The sequence below is a fragment of the Polynucleobacter sp. JS-Polo-80-F4 genome (genome assembly GCF_018881965.1).
Lineage (GTDB): Bacteria > Pseudomonadota > Gammaproteobacteria > Burkholderiales > Burkholderiaceae > Polynucleobacter.
The window spans coordinates 1,308,755-1,327,203 of the sequence record NZ_JACVPI010000001.1; the positions used below are offsets into that span (position 1 = coordinate 1,308,755).

The window sequence follows — 18,449 nt, forward strand, 5'->3', positions numbered from 1 at the left end:
GTTGTATGCTTTAAAAAAATATAAGCTCATCAGCGTGTATAACGGAGGCAAAGCATTTATGTCTAAGAATGATGTACTTTCTAATCGCCGTCAGTTTTTAAAATCCTCGGTTGTGGCGGGTGCTAGCGTAGGTGGTGTAATCAGCGCCTCTTCTACTTTCGCTCAAAATCAAGAGAGTGGTTTTTTAGAGGTTGACCCTTGGACTAAAACTCAAGGATCTACTTTTGTAAATCCCCCTTATGGTTTGCCATCTAAATATGAAAAGAATGTGGTGCGACTGCTTCCTTCGCCAGCGCCAACCTTCCTAACGGGTTCAAGAACACCTTTGCAGAGTTTGCATGGGATTATTACTCCTAATGGCTTGGTCTTTGAGCGCCACCATGCAGGAGTTCCGGATATTAATCCTGATCTCCATAATTTGGTAATTCATGGAATGGTGGATCGCCCAATGATCTTTTCTATGGACGACATTGTTCGCTTTCCATCAGAGTCCAGAGTCTACTTCCTTGAATGTTCCGGTAACAGCGCAGCTGAGCTCAAAAAGGGTAGCAACCAAACTGTTCAGCAAATTCATGGATTGGTATCTTGCTGTGAGTGGACTGGCGTACGTTTATCTACAATTTTGCAAGAGTGTGGCGTGCAATCCGGGGCTAAGTGGGCTTTGGCAGAAGGTGCTGATGGTGCAGCGATGACTCGTAGTATTCCAATGAACAAGGTGATGGACGACGCCTTATTGGTCTACGCTCAAAATGGTGAGATGTTGCGCGCTGAGCAGGGTTATCCTGTGAGATTATTTTTGCCTGGATACGAAGGCAATATGAGTATTAAGTGGCTACGCAGAATTAAGTTGGGCACTGAACCTTGGCAAACCCGTGAAGAGACCTCTGCTTATACCGATTTGCGAGCAGATGGTAAGGCACTGCAATTTACTTTTGCAATGGAGGTTAAGTCAGTTATTACGCAACCTTCCGGAATGATGAAACTCAAATCCAAAGGTTTTTATGAAATCTCTGGTTTTGCATGGTCTGGTAATGGCAAAATTCGACGTGTTGAGGTTTCAACTGATGGTGGAAAATCTTGGGGAGAGGCAGCATTACAGGAGCCGGTGATGGACAAATCTCTGGTGCGGTTCCGTTTTCCATGGGTGTGGGATGGTGCGCCGGCAACATTGATGAGTAGAGCAATAGATTCAAGTGGTGAGATGCAGCCTTCGATGGATGCTGTTATCAAAGCCAAGAGTGCGAATACTTTCTATCACAATAACGCCATACAACCATGGCGCGTTGCGGCCAATGGGGAGATTACCAATGGTCGCTAATAACTTCATTAAGCTGGGCCTCTTCTTGAGCTCTATTGTCATAGTGCTTGGTTGCGCTAACAGTAATCGCGTCACTGGTCCAGTAGGTCTTGGAAAACCAATTTCTGAAAATCAAATTCTCGCCTGGAATATCGATGTTGGTTCAAGTGGATCAGGTTTGCCTCCTGGCTCAGGCACTGCAAGTATTGGAGAAAAGTTGTATCAGCAGCAGTGCGCATCTTGTCATGGAGATCAAGGACAGGGTGGACCGGCTAATCGCCTTGTGGGGGGTGGCGCATTAAATACAGATAAGCCCATAAAGACTGTAGGAAGTTTTTGGCCTTATTCAACTACTATTTTTGACTATGTCAAAAGAGCAATGCCACATCAAGCGCCACAATCTTTGACTGACGACCAAGTATATGCAGCTACTGCTTATATTCTATATCTCAATAAGATCATCGCAAAAGATGCGGTGATGGATGCTAAGACTTTGCCCTTGGTAAACATGCCCAATAAGGATGGGTTCATTTCTATTGAACGTTGAATGTTAACGTTGTATTAGGCGAAAGAGTCGGAAAACTCTTCCATCTTAATTGTGGTCATTAGAAAGAGAATGCGCCTTTGAAAACTTTTGCGCTCTTCAATTTGGTCATGAGATAGGCGATCATGCTCTCTTAGGAGGCTAGTAATAATTGGGTTGTAGTGTTCGCGTATGGGGGACATCACAGCTCCTTGGTAAATATCTTGTTGAGATCAATTTACCAAGATCGCTATATATCCACAAGAAATATATAGCGATATCTAAATTACTTTTAGATATAAAGAGGCTTGTTTGATTATTTCTCTACGAACGCGCGCTCGTAGACGTAGTCACCCATTTGACCAAGACTTGGGGAAACCTTGAAGCCTTTGGCATCTAACATCTCGGAGGTTTCTTTGAGCATAGATGGGCTGCCGCAAATCATGGCACGATCTACCGTAGGATCCAGCGGAGGCAGGCCAATATCTTTAAAGAGCTGACCAGATTCAATGGCAGTTGTCAGGCGACCGGTGTGTTTGAATGCTTCGCGAGTTACGGTTGGATAGTAGATCAGTTTTTCACGAATCAGTTCACCAAGGTACTCATCCTGTGCGAGCTCATTTTTAATGTAGTCACCGTATGCGAGTTCACTAACTAAGCGCACACCATGAATTAAAACAACCTTTTCAAACTTCTCGTAAGTCTCTGGATCGCGAATGATACTCATGAATGGTGCCAAGCCAGTGCCGGTACTAAATAAATATAGATGTTTTCCTGGATTTAGGTCATCCAATACTAAAGTACCAACAGACTTTTCGCTTACCAGGATTGGATCTCCGACTTGAATTTTTTGTAGTCGCGATGTCAATGGACCATCTTGAACCTTAATACTCAAAAATTCCAAATGCTCTTCATAGTTAGGGCTTGCAACGCTGTAAGCGCGTACCAGTGGTTTGCCTTCTACCTCAAGTCCAATCATTAAGAAGTGGCCGCTTCGAAAGCGTAGGCCTTTATTACGGGTGGTAGTAAAGCTGAAGAGGGTGTCGTTCCAGTGATGAACAGTGAGAACGGTTTCGGTGTTGTATGCGGCCATGAATGCTTGTAAATAAAAAAACTTGGTTTTAAAGAATGGCTAATTATCCCATCCCTTGGGGTATAAATTGCGCTCTATTAGCGCAGATATAGGATTAACTCGTGATATGCATCAAATTTTTAGTAATAAGGTTTATCTTCGCGACTTGCCTGCCAACAAGCTATGATCTCTCTATGGGCTCAGTGCGTTATCTTAATATCTCTTTATTCAGCCTTGGGTTGGTGATTTTTGCAGTCATACTGCAGCATACTGGCTATAAAGGGGTCAGCTTTTTACCCTGTCCTTTATGTATCTTGCAAAGGGTAGGTTATTTGGGCGTCGCGACTTTTTGCTTTTTGGCAGCGGGGATTGTCCCATTGCGCAAACCCTTCCACTTGCTGGCTCTTTTATCGGCTGCATATGGCGCTTCAGTGGCTGGGCGACAGGTATGGCTTTTGTCTCATCCAGAAGCATCTTGTGGGATCGATCCTTTGGAAATTTGGATTAATCAATTTCAACTTTCCCAGGGTATTCCTTGGTTATTTAAGGCGGATGGGCTTTGTAGTTCCAGGCTTCCAGCTATTCTTGGTCTTCAGGTGCCTGAATGGTCCTTATTTTGGTTTTCAGTACTTTTTTTGTTCTTATTAGTCAGTCTATTTAAGGAAAAAACCTAGTTTTAGGATGCTAGGTACGCTATATATCTAAAAGTACTTAGGATATGAGAAGTGCATCTTTTACAAATATAAGCCGCGACCATAAGATCTAAGTTATTCGAGATTAAAGGCTTTTATGACGTATTTTCAAGACAACTCACAAACCATTGGTAAAACACCATTGGTGCGCTTAAATCGCGTAACAGATGGCGCCAAAGCCACCGTGCTTGCTAAGATTGAGGGGCGTAATCCGGCTTATTCAGTCAAATGTCGTATCGGTGTTGCCATGATTAATGATGCGCAAGAAAAGGGGCTTTTGGTTCCTGGCAAAGAAATCGTTGAGCCTACATCGGGTAACACCGGAATTGCTTTAGCTTTTGTGGCTGCAGCACGGGGTATTCCTCTGACGCTCACCATGCCAGAGACTATGAGTATTGAGCGTCGGAAGTTGCTCACTGCTTTAGGCGCCAAGATCGTTTTGACGGAAGGTCCTAAGGGCATGAATGGCGCTGTTGCTAAAGCAGAGGAAATTGCCAAGTCTGATTCGAAGTATGTATTGCTTCAGCAATTTAGCAATCCTTCGAACCCAGCCATTCATGAAAAGACCACTGGCCCAGAAATTTGGGAAGACACTGACGGCAATATTGATGTGTTTGTTGCTGGTGTTGGAACGGGCGGAACGATTTCTGGTGTTGGCCGTTATATTAAGAATGTTAAGAAAAAGAATATTGAAGTGGTTGCTGTTGAGCCAACAACAAGTCCGGTGATTACTCAAAAGCTCAATGGCGAAGAGATCAAGCCAGCTCCCCATAAGATTCAGGGAATTGGCGCTGGCTTTATTCCGGATAACCTCGATTTATCCGTGGTGGATAAGGTTGAGCAGGTGAGTAATGAAGAGGCTATTGAATTTGCTCGCCGCATAGCTAAAGAAGAGGGCATTTTGGTCGGCATCTCTTGTGGTGCTGCTGCTGCAGTAGCAGTCCGCCTTGCCAAAAGACCTGAATATGCTGGAAAGACCATCGTGGTCGTTCTGCCTGATGCTGCAGAACGGTATTTAAGTTCTGCCTTATTTGAAGGTGTTTTTGATGAGAAAGGTCTACCAGCCTAAGGGCCGGTGAAAAATATGGCTATGATTCGCAAACCAAAAACAAACTCATTATTTTCTATTGCTCAGGTCATTATTGGGATTGCTTTGCTTGCATTATCCACACACCTTGCATTGGCGAGTGAGACCTATCTTGAGGTCCTTAACCAGGGTGGATTAAATCAATATCATGCGTTTGCACTGCTGGTATGTTTTAGCTTCTTCGCTGGAATTTTATTGATTGCCCAACAGGCCTTCAAGCAAGACTCACATCAGTTTGATGAGTTATCGTCTTACTGAGTATCTATTTCATGTTAAACAAAAGGCACCCTAGGGTGCCTTTTGTTGCCTTATTCTTCTTCGCGACGTAAGTGCGGGAACAGAATCACATCACGTATATTTGGCGCGTCAGTCAAAAGCATCACTAAACGATCGATACCAATACCGCAGCCACCAGTTGGAGGCATGCCGTACTCAAGGGCGCGGATAAAGTCATGATCAAAGTACATCGCTTCTTCGTCACCAGCTTCTTTTTGTTCAACTTGCTTACGGAAGCGATTAGCTTGATCTTCGGCATCGTTTAACTCGGAGAATCCGTTAGCAATCTCACGGCCAGTAATAAAGAGCTCAAAGCGTTCTGTAATACCTGGGCGCGTATCAGATTCTCTGGCGAGCGGGCTCACTTCAATTGGGTAATCAATGATGTAAGTAGGCTCCCAGAGATGCTCTTCAGCAACCAATTCGAAGAGGGCTAATTGGAGTGCGCCAATGCCGGCATTCTTAAGGGTTGGGGCATCTGGGTTCTCACCACCCTTTTTCAATTCGGCGCGAATGAAGTTGATGTCATCAAGTTGGGCTGCTTCATAGCTCTTGCCTGATTGACCGCAGTACTTGAGGATAGCCTCAGTAATGGTCAAGCGTTGGAATGGTTTGCTCAGATCAAGCTCACGACCTTGGTGAGTTAATACAGCCGTGCCTTGTGCATCCATTGCCGCTGCACGAATCAAGCCTTCCGTAAAATCCATCAACCAGCGGTAGTCTGTATAGGCCGCATAAAACTCCATCATGGTGAATTCTGGATTGTGACGTGGGCTAACACCTTCGTTGCGGAAGTTACGGTTAATTTCAAAGACACGTTCAAAACCACCAACCACTAAACGCTTGAGATAGAGCTCAGGAGCAATACGCAAAAACATTTGCATATCGAGTGCGTTGTGATGAGTAATAAAAGGCTTGGCTGCTGCGCCACCAGGAATTGGGTGGAGCATGGGTGTTTCTACTTCCATGAAGTCGGCGTCCAACATATGGCGACGTAAAGAAGCAATTGCATTGCTGCGCGCTTTGAATGTATTGCGACTTTCTGGATTAACAATGAGGTCTACATACCGTTGGCGGTATTTAGTCTCTAGGTCTGATAAGCCATGGAACTTGTCTGGCAATGGGCGCAATGATTTGCTGAGCAGGCGTAAGTTACTGCACTCAACAGACAGCTCGCCTTTATTGGTTTTAAAAAGATTACCCTCGGCGGAGATGAAGTCGCCCATATCCCAATGCTTGAAGGCGGCATGGACATCAGCCCCGCTAAGCTCATCATTGATATAGAACTGAATCTGACCACTGCGATCTTGAATAGTGGCGAAGCTCGCTTTACCCATCACACGCTTCAGTACCATGCGGCCAGCAACTTTGACGTGTACCTTCTTTTCAGCCAGCTCTTCTTTGGTTAAGCTGTCGTAGTGAGCATGCAAATCTACTGCTAAATGCGTTGGAACAAAATCGTTCGGAAATGCAACGCCACCAGCGCGAAGCTTGGCAAGTTTTTCACGGCGCTCTGCAATGATGTGATTTTCATCAACCGCTTCAGTGACTGGGGGTAAATTCGTTTTATCGTTCATATTCGTGATTAATTAAACGCCTTGCTTCAGGCTGGCTTCAATAAAGGCATCCAAATCTCCATCCAATACTTTTTGGGTGTTAGAGATTTCGACGTTAGTACGTAAGTCTTTAATGCGGCTTTGATCCAAAACGTAGGAGCGGATCTGATGACCCCAACCCACATCAGTTTTGCTAGCCTCTAATTTGTCTTGTTCAGCACGACGCTTTTGCATCTCATGTTCGTAAAGGCGAGACTTCAGCATGCTCATCGCTTCAGCGCGGTTACGGTGTTGGCTTCGGTCGTTCTGACACTGCACCACAATCCCAGTTGGAATATGGGTCAGACGCACGGCTGAGTCTGTTTTATTGATATGCTGACCACCGGCACCAGAGGCGCGGTAGGTATCCGTACGAATATCGGCAGGATTAACATCGATCTCAATCGAATCATCAATCTCTGGGTAAACATAGATAGAAGCAAATGAAGTATGTCGACCATTTGAGGAGTCAAAAGGTGATTTGCGTACTAGACGATGCACACCGGTTTCGGAACGCAGGTGGCCATAAGCATATTCACCATCGACTTTGATGGTTGCACTCTTAATGCCTGCAACATCGCCATCAGACTCTTCCAGGATTTCGGTTTTATAACCTTTGCGCTCGCAATACTTGAGGTATTGACGATAGAGCATGCTAGCCCAGTCGCAGGCTTCCGTACCACCAGCCCCGGCTTGAATATCGATAAAGCAATTGCAAGAATCCATCTCGTTGTGGAACATGCGGCGGAATTCAAGGTCACCAACAATCTTGCTGTAGCCCTCAACATCTAGCTCAATAGCAGCGATCGTTTCAAAATCGCTTTCTTCTTTAGCCATGTCAAATAGCTCAAGCGCGCTAGTAATATTGGTATTGAGATCGGTAAGGGTGGCAACTACGCCATCGAGCAATTTCTTTTCTTTGCCCAGCGCTTGCGCTTTCTTTTGATCATCCCAAATGGTGGGATCTTCCAGAATTGAATTAACTTCGGTAAGGCGACGTGACTTTACGTCGAAGTCAAAGATACCCCCGAAGAGCTTGCTCACGGGTGAGCAGATCGGACAAGGTATTCGAAATAGTATTGAGTTGTTCAGCTTCCATCCCCTAATTATAAGGGGGTTATTGCGCTACACCCTCAGGGGTTGGCTGCCTCATCATGGGCTTCAATCATCAGCTGCACTCGGGCTTGGCCTTGGTAGCGGTCCGTAACTAGGCGGTAGGCTAATTTGGCTTTAGCCGGCAGGCTTTGCGTGCGGTTGAACCAAACAGCGGTGAGTGGTTTGTCAGTTGCCTTGAGTTGAGAGCTTCCAATGGGTCTAACCATCAGTCGTAAATGCTTTTCTTTCATGAGGCTTTGCTGGGTAATTTCAAATTCCCCGTAGAAAACGGGCTGAGGGAAGCCTTGGCCCCAAATTTCTTCAGCGAGTAGATCGCCGATTTCAGGGGTAAATTCAGAGAGTTCCAAAGCGCCATCATGGGCATGGCGGCGCTCTAGTAACTCGTCAGTTAGTAAATCAGATGCAACTTTCTGAAAGCAGGTGTCAAACTTCTCAAAATCACTTTTCCGTATGGTTAAGCCTGCTGCCATTGCATGACCACCAAATTTCAGAATGAGTCCTGGCTCACGTTTGGAAACCAGATCTAGTGCATCTCTTAAATGAAAGCCTGTTAGCGAGCGACCTGAACCACGCAATTCTTCGCCCGTACTTCCATCGGCTGGTGCAAACACAATCGCTGGTCGATTGAATCGTTCTTTCAGGCGAGAGGCCACGATACCCACAACACCTTGATGCCACTCGGGATTCCATAAGCAAATACTGGTGCGTTCGGCCATGGTGCCATCAAGTTGGTCTTCTGCTAGATGGGAGAGTGCGGTTTCTTGCATCCCCGTTTCGATTACACGGCGTTCGCGATTGATACGATCAAGCTCATTTGCCAAATTCATGGCTTCATCGGTGTTATCAGTTAGAAGCAAACGGATACCTAAAGTCATATCCGCTAGACGCCCAGCCGCATTGAGCCTTGGCCCGATAGCAAAGCCTAGATCAAAGGTATTTGCTTTGCGTGGGTCACGTTTTGCAGCTTGAAACAGTGCTTGAATGCCTGGCTGTGATATCCCAGCTCGAATGCGCTTTAGACCATTAGAAACTAACACTCGATTATTGCGATCGAGTTGCGCTACGTCCGCAACGGTTCCTAAAGCTACTAGGTCGAGGAGATTCTCTACTTTAGGCTGAGTCTCATTAGTAAATTTTCCGCGCTTACGCAGTTCTGCACGTAATGCAACTAGCATATAAAACATCACGCCAACACCGGCAAGTGCTTTGCTCGGAAAACTGCAACCGGGTTGGTTAGGATTCACGATGGCTAGTGCTTTGGGTAAATGGTCACCGGGGAGATGGTGGTCAGTCACAATAACTTCCATGCCTAGTTCACGGGCGCGATCAACACCAGCTTCGCTTGCAATGCCGTTGTCCACGGTGATAAGGTATTTTGGTTTAGGGTTTTGCTGTGCAGCTAACTCAACTACCTCGGGTGTCAGTCCGTACCCCATCGTGAAACGGTTTGGAACCAAAAACTGAATCGGGGTCTCAGGTCCGCCCAGCATGCGAAGGCCCCGAAGGCCAACGGCACAAGCGGTGGCGCCATCGCAGTCATAGTCTGCAACGATGAGCATCGGCTCATTTTTCTCTAGGATGTCTGCAAGTAAAGAGGCAGTGCTAATACAATTTTTCAACTCAACTGGTGAAAGCAATTGTTTTAAGTCCAGCGAGAGTTCTTCGGGGGATTGCAGACCTCTTGCAGCATAGAGTCGAGCTAGCAATGGATGTAAGCCACTCTGTGCCAACCAAGTAGCAGTACGTTCTGAGAAGGGGCGTCGAGCAAATAAACTCATCCTTGAGTAATTTCTTTCCAAGTCAGTGGCTCTGATTTTTTCCAAAAGGCCCATGATTTTTTATTAAGGTCTCTTGCGGAGAAAATACGCTCCCGAACTTTCCCTTTTGGAAAATCGATAATAGCAACCTCATCTAACTGCTTATCTCGCAGTGCCGCACTGAGTTGTGGCCATGCTAACTGAGGTTGTTCAAGCCAAGCAAAAGCGCCAGTTAAATGTCTATCATCTAAAGTAATTTCATGCGGAATGCTTAATAGCTTCCCTAGGCCAGCCAGTATGGGGTGCAGACCTATTAGGCGCTGCGATTGTTTTAATACTGTGGGGGTTTGTACATCATTGAGCTTGCCAATCCCACTAACCCAGATTGAGTTGATGCTAGGCATGCCACGTTGTGCTCGCTCTTCATTGACTGGGCCAATATGCCAGAGCATCTGAATTTCATTTTGGAGTTTGCGCCAAAGTTTGGCAATGCCTTCTTTGTCGGTATCTCTAGGCATCCACCAGTCAATATTGCGTCCATGTGCTTGGTCTACGCTGTAAGTTGCTAAGCTAGAAAATGGACCAGCAGGAACAAACCAATAATGTCGATCATGAAAAAGTACAGAGCCTTGAAAATCTTCTTCAATAAAAGGTAGCGCTGCTTTGAGAAGTAGATCAGATTCTTCCGCTGTGAGATCGATCTGGTTTTGCCCCATCAAAATAAGGTGATCTCGCGTAGCATGGAGATGAACTGGCTGTAGGCAGGCAATATCTTCTTCGGGATTAACGGATTGATTGGATTGCCCAAGCAGTAAAACGGGGGCTAGGGGAACTAATTCCCCTAGCAAAAACCGCTCATGCGGAAGTCCTTGACTTGGGCCAACCCTACTATCGAGCTCATCTAAGATATCTTCCCCAGAAAGCATCAGGGTAAAGCGTCTCAGCGCGGCTTTGGTGGGGGTGGAATTTGCAGTCATTTCCCTGATTTTAGGTGGCATTTAGATATTCCATCAGTTTGTCCGCGCGATTCACTAAACTGTGACTATGTTGAGACTTCCTATAGAGCTAGAAATTGGCCTGCGCTACACCCGATCCAAGCGTCGCAAGACGGTAGGGAGGCGCGATGGCTTCCTATCCTTTATCTCTGGGATTTCCACTGCTGGCATCGCTTTAGGGGTTGCCTCGCTGATTGTGGTTTTATCAGTAATGAATGGTTTCCAGAAAGAAGTGCGCGACCGCATGTTGTCGGTGTTGTCCCATGTAGAAATCACTGCGCCTGATGGTTTAGCAAATTGGGAGCCTCTGGCTCTGAAGGTTGCAGCTCAACCTCACGTTATTGGGGTAGCGCCGATGGTGAGCTCACAAGGATTGTTGAGTCGTGAAGGCATGATGCGTGGCGTAGCTATTCGGGGTATCTTGCCTAACGAAGAAGGTAAGGTTTCGGATTTACCAAAACAATTTGTTGCGGGCAATATTGATGATCTCAAGCCAGGTAGTTTTGGTGTTGCTCTAGGCGCACAACTTGCAGCGATGGTTGGTGCACATGTCGGGGATCGCATTAATTTAATTGTTCCTGAAAGTGATTTAACTCCAGCAGGCGCAATGCCACGCATGCGAACTCTGCAGGTGGTCGGCATCGTTGACAGTGGTCATTATGAATACGATAGCTCCTTAGCCATCATGCACTGGAAAGACGCTGCAGCCTTATTGCGCTTGCGTGATCCATCTGGTCTCCGCGTCAAAGTGGATGATATGCAACGGGCCCCTGAGATCGCCAATGAGTTAGCAGGCATTGTTCCGCAGGCACTTTGGGTAACTGACTGGTCAAGATCAAACCGCAATTGGTTTGCAGCGGTTCAGACTGAAAGAAAAATGATGTTCATCATTCTGACCTTGATTATTGCTGTAGCTGCATTCAATCTAGTCTCCACCCTAGTAATGACGGTCAATGAAAAACAGGCTGACATTGCAATACTAAGAACCATGGGCGCAAGTCCCGGATTAATACAGAGAATATTTTTAATTCAAGGATTGGCAATTGGACTTCTCGGTTCCTTGGTGGGCGTTGCCTTAGGTTTATTGATTGCCCTGAATATTGATGTCATCGTGCCAGTAATTGAGGCTATCTTCCGCGTTCAGTTCTTGCCGCGCGAGGTGTATTTTATTAGCGAGTTACCATCAGATGTGAGGGCAAGTGATGTGCTGACAGTTGGCTTAATGGCTTTTGGGCTCTCTGTATTAGCTACGCTTTACCCTAGTCGTCGTGCGGCAAAAGTTCAGCCTGCTGAGGCTCTGCGTTATGAGTAATTTAGATCAGCTAGTTCTCAAGGCCAGAGGTTTGGCCAAGACTTATGGTCAAGGACCTACTGCAGTTGAGGTACTGAAGGACATCGATTTAGATGTATCTCCATCAGAGAAGGTGGCTATTGTTGGCTCTTCGGGATCTGGCAAAAGTACTTTGCTGCACCTATTGGGTGGTTTGGATAGCCCCAGTACTGGCTCTGTCATTTTAGCCGGCTCCAATTTGAACAGTTTATCAGTCAAAAAATTAGATCAGCTTCGCAATCATAGCCTTGGCTTTATTTATCAGTTCCATCATCTCTTGGATGAATTTAGTGCTGCAGAGAATGTGGCATTACCTTTACGTATTCGTGGCCTAGGGAATGATGAGTCGATGGATCGCGCTAGCAAGATGCTAAAAGCAGTGGGCTTGGCTGCGCGTGAACTTCATACTCCTGGAGAGTTATCAGGTGGAGAGCGTCAGCGTGTAGCTGTAGCACGTGCTTTGGTAGGTAATCCTGCTTGTGTTCTAGCAGATGAGCCAACAGGCAATCTAGATACTGAAACTGCCGATGGTGTATTTGATTTGATGTTAGATATTGCTCGCGAACAAGGTACAGCCTTTGTGATCGTGACGCATGATCCGGTGCGCGCTAAACGTTGCGACCGTATTTTGCATTTAGAGCGTGGAGTACTAAAGACGTTTTCGGCGTGAGTGCACATCCCATGTGGATTGATACCCATTGCCATCTAGATGCTCTCGAGTTTTCAGGCTCACTGGATGCAGTCATTCATGCGGCCGCTGAAAAAAACGTTAAGGCAATTCTGCTGCCTTCTGTTAGGACGGCTGATTTTTCTGCTGTTAAAGAGCTGACTCATCAATATAGTCAGCAAATTCCTGGGTTGGTCTATACGCTCGGAATACATCCTCTCTATACCAACCAAGCTCAAGAGGGCGATATTGAAACTCTTGAGAAACGGATTATTGAATCGCTTTCTGACCCTCGTTTTGTCGGTATTGGTGAAATTGGCTTAGATTATTTCGTAGAAGATTTAGATCCTCATAAGCAAGAATTCTTTTTCAATGCGCAATTGGATGTGGCACAGAAATATCAATTGCCTGTGATCCTGCATGTCCGGCGTTCACAGGATGCCATTCTGAAGGCTTTGCGTCGTCGCAATATTTCAGGTGGTATTGCACATGCCTTTAATGGCAGCTTTCAGCAGGCAGAGCAATTCATTGAGCTTGGATTTAAGTTGGGCTTTGGTGGCGCAGCTACTTATGAGCGAGCTCTGCAAATTCGCAGACTCTTAAAAGAGTTGCCGCTTGATAGCATCGTTACCGAAACCGATTCCCCTGACATTCCACCGGCCTGGCTCAGGGAAGAGGGTATTGCCTTTAACGAACCCGATTTTGTGGAGAGAATTGCAAAAGAGCTTGCCTTAGTTAGAGGTATCAGCGAGGTTGAATTTGCTTCTGCTGTCTGGCGTAACGCTATGCAGGCATTGCCTCGCTGGTCTGCATTATGTGCAGATATTCCAAGCCTTAACTTAGCCTCTTAAGTCTTTGCGCTTGGCTATTACGGCGTTTATCGCCGGGGGATCTCTCCTTCTCTTTTTGCCGCAAGTGCCAGAGTATTGGTTGTTTGTATGCATCGCAGTCGGCACCCCTTGTTTATTGACTTCTCTTTTAATTGTTCAAGAATCTCACTTCAAAAGATTTGCGGTAATTGGTTTGCTATTCACCATAGGGTTTGCATGGAACGCTCGCTATGCAGAAAACCGTTTAGAGAATATTCTTGCTATCGAGTTGGAGGGTAGGGAACTTGCCATTGAGGGTAGAGTGGTCGCGTTGCCTCAAAGCAGTTTATCGGGTGCTAAGTTTGCTTTTGAAGCGGATCAATTCTTCTCGGGGAAAGAGGCTATTAAAGACTTTCCAAAACGAATCTACTTAAGTTGGCAGCCCGCTTGGAGAAATCCCCAAGCGATCCCCGAAGTTATTCCCGGACAACGCTGGAAATTTAAAGCAAAGCTAAAGCGCCCTTATGGCTCACTAAATCCCTACACTTTTGATTTTGAGCGCTGGTCCTTTCATCAGGACTTTGGTGCTAGCGGCTCCATCAGGTCTGGAGAGTTGTTGCTGGATAAAGATATTGCCTGGACAGAGTTTGAGTTGCGTATGGAGCTTGCACGCTGGCACTTGCGTAAAAAGATTCAGTCGATGCTTCCAGGTGATGCACGCTATGCGGGAGTTTTAGTTGCATTGGTAATGGGGGATCAAAATGCCATCGATCAAAATGACTGGCAAGTATTTAATGCAACAGGTATTGGGCATCTTATATCCATATCTGGACTCCATGTCACTATGCTGGCGGGTGTGGGCGCATCTTTCGCTGCGTTTGTTTGGCGTAGACGTGCCTTCCCACTGATTACTCCCGTTGGCAAGGTTGCAGCAGTATCTGGATTTTTGACTGCATTCATCTATGCTTGGTTAGCAGGCTTTCAGATTCCAGCTCAAAGAACGATGTATATGGTTGGGGTAGTGGCATTTGCTTTATGGGCCGGAAGAAATCCTCGATCCTTTGATATTTGGTGGTGGGCTCTCGCTTTCGTTTTGCTGATCGATCCCATGGCTCCCTATACGCCAGGATTTTGGTTGTCTTTTGGCGCCGTGGCAGCCATTTTGTATGGGATGGGTGAGTCTACCGGCTTATTGGGTATTCCTACTGGCAAAGAATTGGAAGTGCACTGGCTCCATCGTACGATGCAAGCTGTACGTGAGGCTTGTCGTGTGCAAGCTGTTGTCACGCTAGCATTGCTACCATTTACTTTGTACTGGTTTTATCAAGTCTCTGTTGTTTCACCATTGGCCAATGCATTTGCTATTCCATTAGTGAGTTATGTTGTGACACCACTGGCAATTACTGCAGCCCTATTGCCAGAATTTATAGGCAAATGGCTTTTATGGCCAGCCCATGCATCTATGGAGTACTTGGGAATAGCGCTCGAATGGATGGCTGGCTGGAGTTGGGCTGTTATCTGGTCAAAGCAGCCAGAGTGGTGGATGCTGATTCTTTCTGGGGCTGGAATTGTGTATGCCATTCGTCCGGGCGATATTGGCGACTCGTGGAGGCCAAGGTTGCTCACCATCACCCTATCCACACCCTTATTAATTTGGCCAACTACATTAATTGAAAGCGCCGATCTCTCCCCGGGAGAATTTAGAGCAAGCATTCTTGATATTGGCCAAGGCACCGCAGTTCTTATCGAGACTGCCAATAGAAGATTGCTGTACGACACTGGGCCCATTCAAGGTAAGAAAGATGATGCAGGACAGAGAGTCATTCTTCCATATCTCCGCGGCAGGGGAATTAATCAGGTTGATCGCATGATCATTAGTCATAGTGATAGTGATCATGTAGGAGGGGCTGCAACACTTCTCAAGCATATCCGATTCGATTTTATGATGGGCTCATTACCCAGCTCCAATCCATTGCTACAAAATTTACGAGCAAGAAAGATTCCTGCTATCCCCTGTCGCTTTGGCCAACGCTGGATGTGGGATGGAGTGGATTTTATGATTTGGCACCCTAATTCTGAAACAGTATTTGCCGAACAATACCCTGGTAAGCCCAATGAAATGAGTTGCGTGCTTGAGGTAAGGGGTCGGCAAAGTTCATTATGGTTAACGGGCGATGTTGAAAAGCAAGGTGAGGCTGAAATTACTGAGCGGCTAGATCTGGAAATGCTGCAAGAAATTGGTGATAGGGAGCTGATATTCATGGCCCCTCATCATGGTAGCAAGACATCTTCATCTTTGGCCCTCTTAAAAAGATTGGAGCCTCATCACGCTTTTGCGCAAAATGGTTATCGGAATCGGTATGGGCATCCACACCCTGATGTGACTGCGCGATACAAAAATTTGGATATTCCTTTTTATCAAACGCCTCTAACGGGATCGCAGACTTGGATATTTAAAAATAACGCAAAGTCTTCGACACAATTTTGGCGGCATGATATAAAACGACTATGGCATCGAATAATGTGAAATTCAATAAAGGAGTTACATATGAATAAGCTAGTTGCTTTATGTTCTCTCGTTGTCACTGTGGCAGTCGGATGCGCTGGAGCGAATGTGCGCCCCTTGGTCGATATGAAGGGTGTTAATGAGGCCACCTATGAGAGTGATCTAAAGGATTGCCAAAACTATGCGCAACAACAATCGGGAATGGGCTCTACAGCTGCTAAAGGTGCCGGTGCTGGTGTAGTAGTCGGCGGCCTGTTGGGATTGGTTACTGGCGGTAACGGTTCAGGAATTGCACAGGCAGCTGGAGCAGGCGCTGTCATTGGCGGAGCTGGTGGTGCATTTTCTGGCAATCAAGCCCAAGAAGCGGTGGTCAAGAGGTGTTTGAGTGGGCGCGGCTATAAGGTTTTGAACTAAAACGGACCCTTACACAACCCAAGAGCCCGAGAAATCGGGCTTTTTTGATGTCCCAAAAAAGCAAAAAGCCCTTAAAAATTAAGGGCTTAGTACGTAATTCTTGGTTGCGGGGGCAGGATTTGAACCTACGACCTTCGGGTTATGAGCCCGACGAGCTGCCAGACTGCTCCACCCCGCGTCTGAAGCTGAAATTCTACCATTTTTTGGGGGTCTCTGTCGAGAGATTCCTCCAAATAACGCATAAATAAGCGGTTTTATGCGAGAAATTCTAGTTTTAATGAGTGCTAGCAAGGAGTAACATATTGCCACGCAACATCACTCTAAGGTTTATTAATGTCAGTTAGCAATCCAGAGTTTTCAGAATCGTCCTTACTAAGGCCAGTGGAAATTTCTCGAGAGGATCATCCCCATAAGAAGGGCGCCTCTATATCGCTCATGTTTGCCGCTATAGGCGTGGTGTTTGGCGATATTGGTACAAGCCCTCTGTACGCACTTAAAGAATGTTTTAGTCCAGAGCACGGCATTCCGTTTTCGACTGATGCTGTTTATGGTGTGATCTCAATGGTATTTTGGGCTTTTGCGATTGTGGTTTCGCTGAAATACGTCTTATTCGTAATGCGTGCCAACAACCATGGCGAAGGTGGTATTTTGGCTCTCATGGCCTTGGCACTAAGAACGGCACCTGCAAATTCCAAGCGTTCATTATTGATCATCATGGCCGGTGTATTTGGCGCATGCATGTTCTATGGCGATGCCATCATCACGCCTGCGATTTCCGTCCTCTCTGCTGTAGAGGGCCTCGAAGTGATATCTAGCGACTTCACTAGATATGTGATGCCAATCACCATCGTTATTTTGGTGGTGCTTTTTGTTATCCAAAAAACCGGTACTGATGTAGTTGGCAAGCTCTTTGGCCCAATCATGATTCTCTGGTTTGTGGCCATCGGATTGATGGGTTTAAACCAGGTGATTCAGAATCCAGCTATTTTTGCTGCTATTAACCCGCTATTTGCTATTCGCTTTCTGATTGAGCACTCGTTACAAGGCTTTATTGTTTTGGGAGCAGTATTTCTGGTGTTAACTGGCGCTGAAGCTTTGTACGCGGATATGGGTCACTTTGGTCTTAAGCCTATCCGTATGGGCTGGTTTTTTATTGTCATGCCTTGTCTGCTATTGAACTACTTTGGGCAGGGTGCGATGTTCTTGAATAATCCAGAAACAATCTCCAATCCCTTTTTCTTGATGGTGCCAGACGTATTGGTATTCCCATTGGTCATTTTGGCCACCATGGCAACAGTGATCGCTTCACAGGCAGTTATCTCTGGCGCTTTTTCAATGACTAGCCAAGCAATTTTGCTAGGCTTCGTACCACGCATGAAGGTGCGCCATACATCTGATAAAGAAATTGGTCAGATCTATATGCCATTTGTTAACTGGGTGCTATTAGTTCTGGTAATTGCCGTAGTCTTGGCGTTTAAGCAATCCGCAAACTTGGCAGCTGCTTACGGTATTGCAGTTACCACCACAATGATTGTGACTACATTCTTGGCAGCTATTGTGATGCGTGTTGTATGGCGCTGGAATACTCTTTTAGTCACTTTGATCATTGGTGCGTTCTTGATTGTGGATCTCGCTTTTTTGACTGCTAATCTGTTGAAAATCATGGAAGGCGGCTGGTTCCCTTTATTGCTTGGAGCAGTTTGCTTTATGTTTCTGATGACCTGGTATCAGGGTCGTAAGATTTTGCGTCAGAATGCAATGAACAATGGCATTGAGCTCAAGAGCTTCATTGACTCACTGATGATGCATCCTCCACACCGGGTAGAAGGTACGGCTATCTTTTTGACGGCACATGTAGATTATTTACCCGTCTCATTCCTGCATAACTTAAAGCACAACCACGTATTACATGAGAGAGTCTTTTTCTTAAAAGTGAGCATCTGGGATGTTCCTTACGTAAAAGATAGTGAGCGCATTACCTTGCGCGATCTTGGCAATGGAATATTCGTGGTGCGCGCAGTTTATGGTTTCAATGAGACTCCGGATATGAGGCAAATTATTGAGTTGATTGAAAAATCATCTGATTTGAAATTTGATGCAATGAATACCTCCTTCTTCTTGTCGCGCGATACCATTGTTTCTACCGAAATCCCTGGTATGGCTATTTGGCGCGAAAAATTGTTCTGCTGGATGTATCAAAATGCTGGACGTCAGTCTGACTTCTTCAAGATTCCCGCGAACCGTTTAGTTGAGTTGGGTGCAAAGGTAGAGATTTGAGAAAGAGTCTTCTGCTCCAATCAAAAATATTCATTT

The 18,449-nt window shown here is 46.0% G+C and carries 17 protein-coding genes and 1 tRNA gene; 11 read left to right on the forward strand and 7 right to left on the reverse strand.

Annotated features, from left to right (window positions below; all coding sequences use genetic code 11):
• Positions 1-58 precede the first annotated feature (58 nt).
• A complete protein-coding gene (gene soxC, locus ICN20_RS06780) occupies positions 59-1,318 on the forward strand; it encodes a sulfite dehydrogenase (protein WP_216239009.1) in 1,260 nt (419 codons plus the stop codon).
• Complete coding sequence (locus ICN20_RS06785) at positions 1,308-1,844, forward strand: c-type cytochrome (protein ID WP_216239012.1); 537 nt, start codon at positions 1,308-1,310, stop codon at positions 1,842-1,844. Before soxC ends, ICN20_RS06785 begins: the two co-directional genes overlap by 11 nt.
• A 14-nt stretch (positions 1,845-1,858) precedes the next feature.
• Here ICN20_RS06785 and ICN20_RS06790 read toward each other — a convergent pair whose 3' ends face one another.
• Positions 1,859-2,023 carry a hypothetical protein gene (locus ICN20_RS06790; RefSeq protein WP_216239014.1) on the reverse strand — a complete coding sequence of 55 codons (165 nt, stop codon included), beginning with the start codon at positions 2,021-2,023 and terminating at the stop codon, positions 1,859-1,861.
• 113 nt (positions 2,024-2,136) lie between these two features.
• Complete coding sequence (locus ICN20_RS06795; protein ID WP_216239016.1) at positions 2,137-2,913, reverse strand: ferredoxin--NADP reductase; 777 nt, start codon at positions 2,911-2,913, stop codon at positions 2,137-2,139.
• A 101-nt stretch (positions 2,914-3,014) separates the two neighbouring features.
• Between ICN20_RS06795 and ICN20_RS06800 the strand changes: the two genes are divergently transcribed.
• The 3 genes from ICN20_RS06800 (at position 3,015) to ICN20_RS06810 (ending at position 4,929) form a co-directional block, all read left to right on the forward strand.
• Positions 3,015-3,566 (forward strand): disulfide bond formation protein B, encoded by a 552-nt coding sequence (locus ICN20_RS06800; protein ID WP_370624531.1) that lies wholly within the window; start codon positions 3,015-3,017, stop codon positions 3,564-3,566.
• A gap of 115 nt (positions 3,567-3,681) precedes the next feature.
• Positions 3,682-4,653 carry a cysteine synthase A gene (cysK, locus tag ICN20_RS06805; RefSeq protein WP_216239017.1) on the forward strand — a complete coding sequence of 324 codons (972 nt, stop codon included), beginning with the start codon at positions 3,682-3,684 and terminating at the stop codon, positions 4,651-4,653.
• 21 nt (positions 4,654-4,674) lie between these two features.
• Complete coding sequence (locus tag ICN20_RS06810; protein WP_216239019.1) at positions 4,675-4,929, forward strand: hypothetical protein; 255 nt, start codon at positions 4,675-4,677, stop codon at positions 4,927-4,929.
• Between the two features lie 50 nt (positions 4,930-4,979).
• Here ICN20_RS06810 and lysS read toward each other — a convergent pair whose 3' ends face one another.
• The 4 genes from lysS to ICN20_RS06830 form a co-directional block, all read right to left on the reverse strand.
• Entirely contained in the window at positions 4,980-6,524 is a 1,545-nt protein-coding gene (lysS, locus tag ICN20_RS06815; RefSeq protein WP_216239021.1) for a lysine--tRNA ligase, read from the reverse strand.
• Positions 6,525-6,536: 12 nt separating this feature from the next.
• Positions 6,537-7,641, reverse strand: a protein-coding gene (prfB, locus tag ICN20_RS06820; RefSeq protein WP_216239023.1) for a peptide chain release factor 2 whose coding sequence is annotated in 2 segments (ribosomal slippage) — positions 6,537-7,568 and positions 7,570-7,641 — 1,104 coding nt in all. Because the reading frame shifts where the segments join, the coding sequence is not laid out codon by codon here.
• 34 nt (positions 7,642-7,675) lie between these two features.
• Complete coding sequence (gene recJ / locus ICN20_RS06825) at positions 7,676-9,436, reverse strand: single-stranded-DNA-specific exonuclease RecJ (RefSeq protein ID WP_216239025.1); 1,761 nt, start codon at positions 9,434-9,436, stop codon at positions 7,676-7,678.
• On the reverse strand, positions 9,433-10,392 hold the full coding sequence (locus ICN20_RS06830; RefSeq protein WP_255534677.1) for a hypothetical protein: 960 nt from the start codon (positions 10,390-10,392) through the stop codon (positions 9,433-9,435). Before ICN20_RS06830 ends, recJ begins: the two co-directional genes overlap by 4 nt.
• Positions 10,393-10,459: 67 nt before the next feature.
• Here ICN20_RS06830 and ICN20_RS06835 point away from each other — a divergent pair, with 67 nt between their 5' ends.
• From ICN20_RS06835 to ICN20_RS06855, 5 genes are all read left to right on the forward strand, one after another.
• On the forward strand, positions 10,460-11,722 hold the full coding sequence (locus ICN20_RS06835) for a lipoprotein-releasing ABC transporter permease subunit (RefSeq protein WP_216239029.1): 1,263 nt from the start codon (positions 10,460-10,462) through the stop codon (positions 11,720-11,722).
• The gene (locus ICN20_RS06840; protein ID WP_216239031.1) at positions 11,715-12,410 is read left to right on the forward strand and encodes an ABC transporter ATP-binding protein; all 696 of its coding nucleotides are present in this window, start codon (positions 11,715-11,717) and stop codon (positions 12,408-12,410) included. The genes ICN20_RS06835 and ICN20_RS06840 overlap by 8 nt, the downstream gene beginning before the upstream one ends.
• Positions 12,411-12,421: 11 nt before the next feature.
• A complete protein-coding gene (locus ICN20_RS06845; RefSeq protein ID WP_216240351.1) occupies positions 12,422-13,258 on the forward strand; it encodes a TatD family hydrolase in 837 nt (278 codons plus the stop codon).
• A gap of 115 nt (positions 13,259-13,373) precedes the next feature.
• Positions 13,374-15,743 (forward strand): DNA internalization-related competence protein ComEC/Rec2, encoded by a 2,370-nt coding sequence (locus ICN20_RS06850; RefSeq protein ID WP_370624532.1) that lies wholly within the window; start codon positions 13,374-13,376, stop codon positions 15,741-15,743.
• A gap of 21 nt (positions 15,744-15,764) precedes the next feature.
• On the forward strand, positions 15,765-16,136 hold the full coding sequence (locus ICN20_RS06855) for a glycine zipper family protein (protein WP_216239033.1): 372 nt from the start codon (positions 15,765-15,767) through the stop codon (positions 16,134-16,136).
• 101 nt (positions 16,137-16,237) lie between these two features.
• Here ICN20_RS06855 and ICN20_RS06860 read toward each other — a convergent pair.
• Positions 16,238-16,314 (reverse strand) — tRNA-Met (locus ICN20_RS06860).
• A gap of 155 nt (positions 16,315-16,469) precedes the next feature.
• Between ICN20_RS06860 and ICN20_RS06865 the strand changes: the two genes are divergently transcribed.
• Complete coding sequence (locus tag ICN20_RS06865) at positions 16,470-18,413, forward strand: potassium transporter Kup (RefSeq protein ID WP_216239035.1); 1,944 nt, start codon at positions 16,470-16,472, stop codon at positions 18,411-18,413.
• The last annotated feature ends 36 nt before the right edge of the window (positions 18,414-18,449 follow it).

Bases quoted from the DNA above. Each gene is read 5' to 3' on its own strand.
- soxC (WP_216239009.1), top strand. From the start codon at position 59: ATGTCTAAGAATGATGTACTTTCTAATCGCCGTCAGTTTTTAAAATCC.
- ICN20_RS06785 (WP_216239012.1), top strand. From the start codon at position 1,308: ATGGTCGCTAATAACTTCATTAAGCTGGGCCTCTTCTTGAGCTCTATT.
- ICN20_RS06790 (WP_216239014.1), bottom strand. From the start codon at position 2,023: ATGTCCCCCATACGCGAACACTACAACCCAATTATTACTAGCCTCCTA.
- ICN20_RS06795 (WP_216239016.1), bottom strand. From the start codon at position 2,913: ATGGCCGCATACAACACCGAAACCGTTCTCACTGTTCATCACTGGAAC.
- cysK (WP_216239017.1), top strand. From the start codon at position 3,682: ATGACGTATTTTCAAGACAACTCACAAACCATTGGTAAAACACCATTG.
- ICN20_RS06810 (WP_216239019.1), top strand. From the start codon at position 4,675: ATGATTCGCAAACCAAAAACAAACTCATTATTTTCTATTGCTCAGGTC.
- lysS (WP_216239021.1), bottom strand. From the start codon at position 6,524: ATGAACGATAAAACGAATTTACCCCCAGTCACTGAAGCGGTTGATGAA.
- recJ (WP_216239025.1), bottom strand. From the start codon at position 9,436: ATGAGTTTATTTGCTCGACGCCCCTTCTCAGAACGTACTGCTACTTGG.
- ICN20_RS06830 (WP_255534677.1), bottom strand. From the start codon at position 10,392: ATGACTGCAAATTCCACCCCCACCAAAGCCGCGCTGAGACGCTTTACC.
- ICN20_RS06835 (WP_216239029.1), top strand. From the start codon at position 10,460: ATGTTGAGACTTCCTATAGAGCTAGAAATTGGCCTGCGCTACACCCGA.
- ICN20_RS06840 (WP_216239031.1), top strand. From the start codon at position 11,715: ATGAGTAATTTAGATCAGCTAGTTCTCAAGGCCAGAGGTTTGGCCAAG.
- ICN20_RS06845 (WP_216240351.1), top strand. From the start codon at position 12,422: ATGTGGATTGATACCCATTGCCATCTAGATGCTCTCGAGTTTTCAGGC.
- ICN20_RS06855 (WP_216239033.1), top strand. From the start codon at position 15,765: ATGAATAAGCTAGTTGCTTTATGTTCTCTCGTTGTCACTGTGGCAGTC.
- ICN20_RS06865 (WP_216239035.1), top strand. From the start codon at position 16,470: ATGTCAGTTAGCAATCCAGAGTTTTCAGAATCGTCCTTACTAAGGCCA.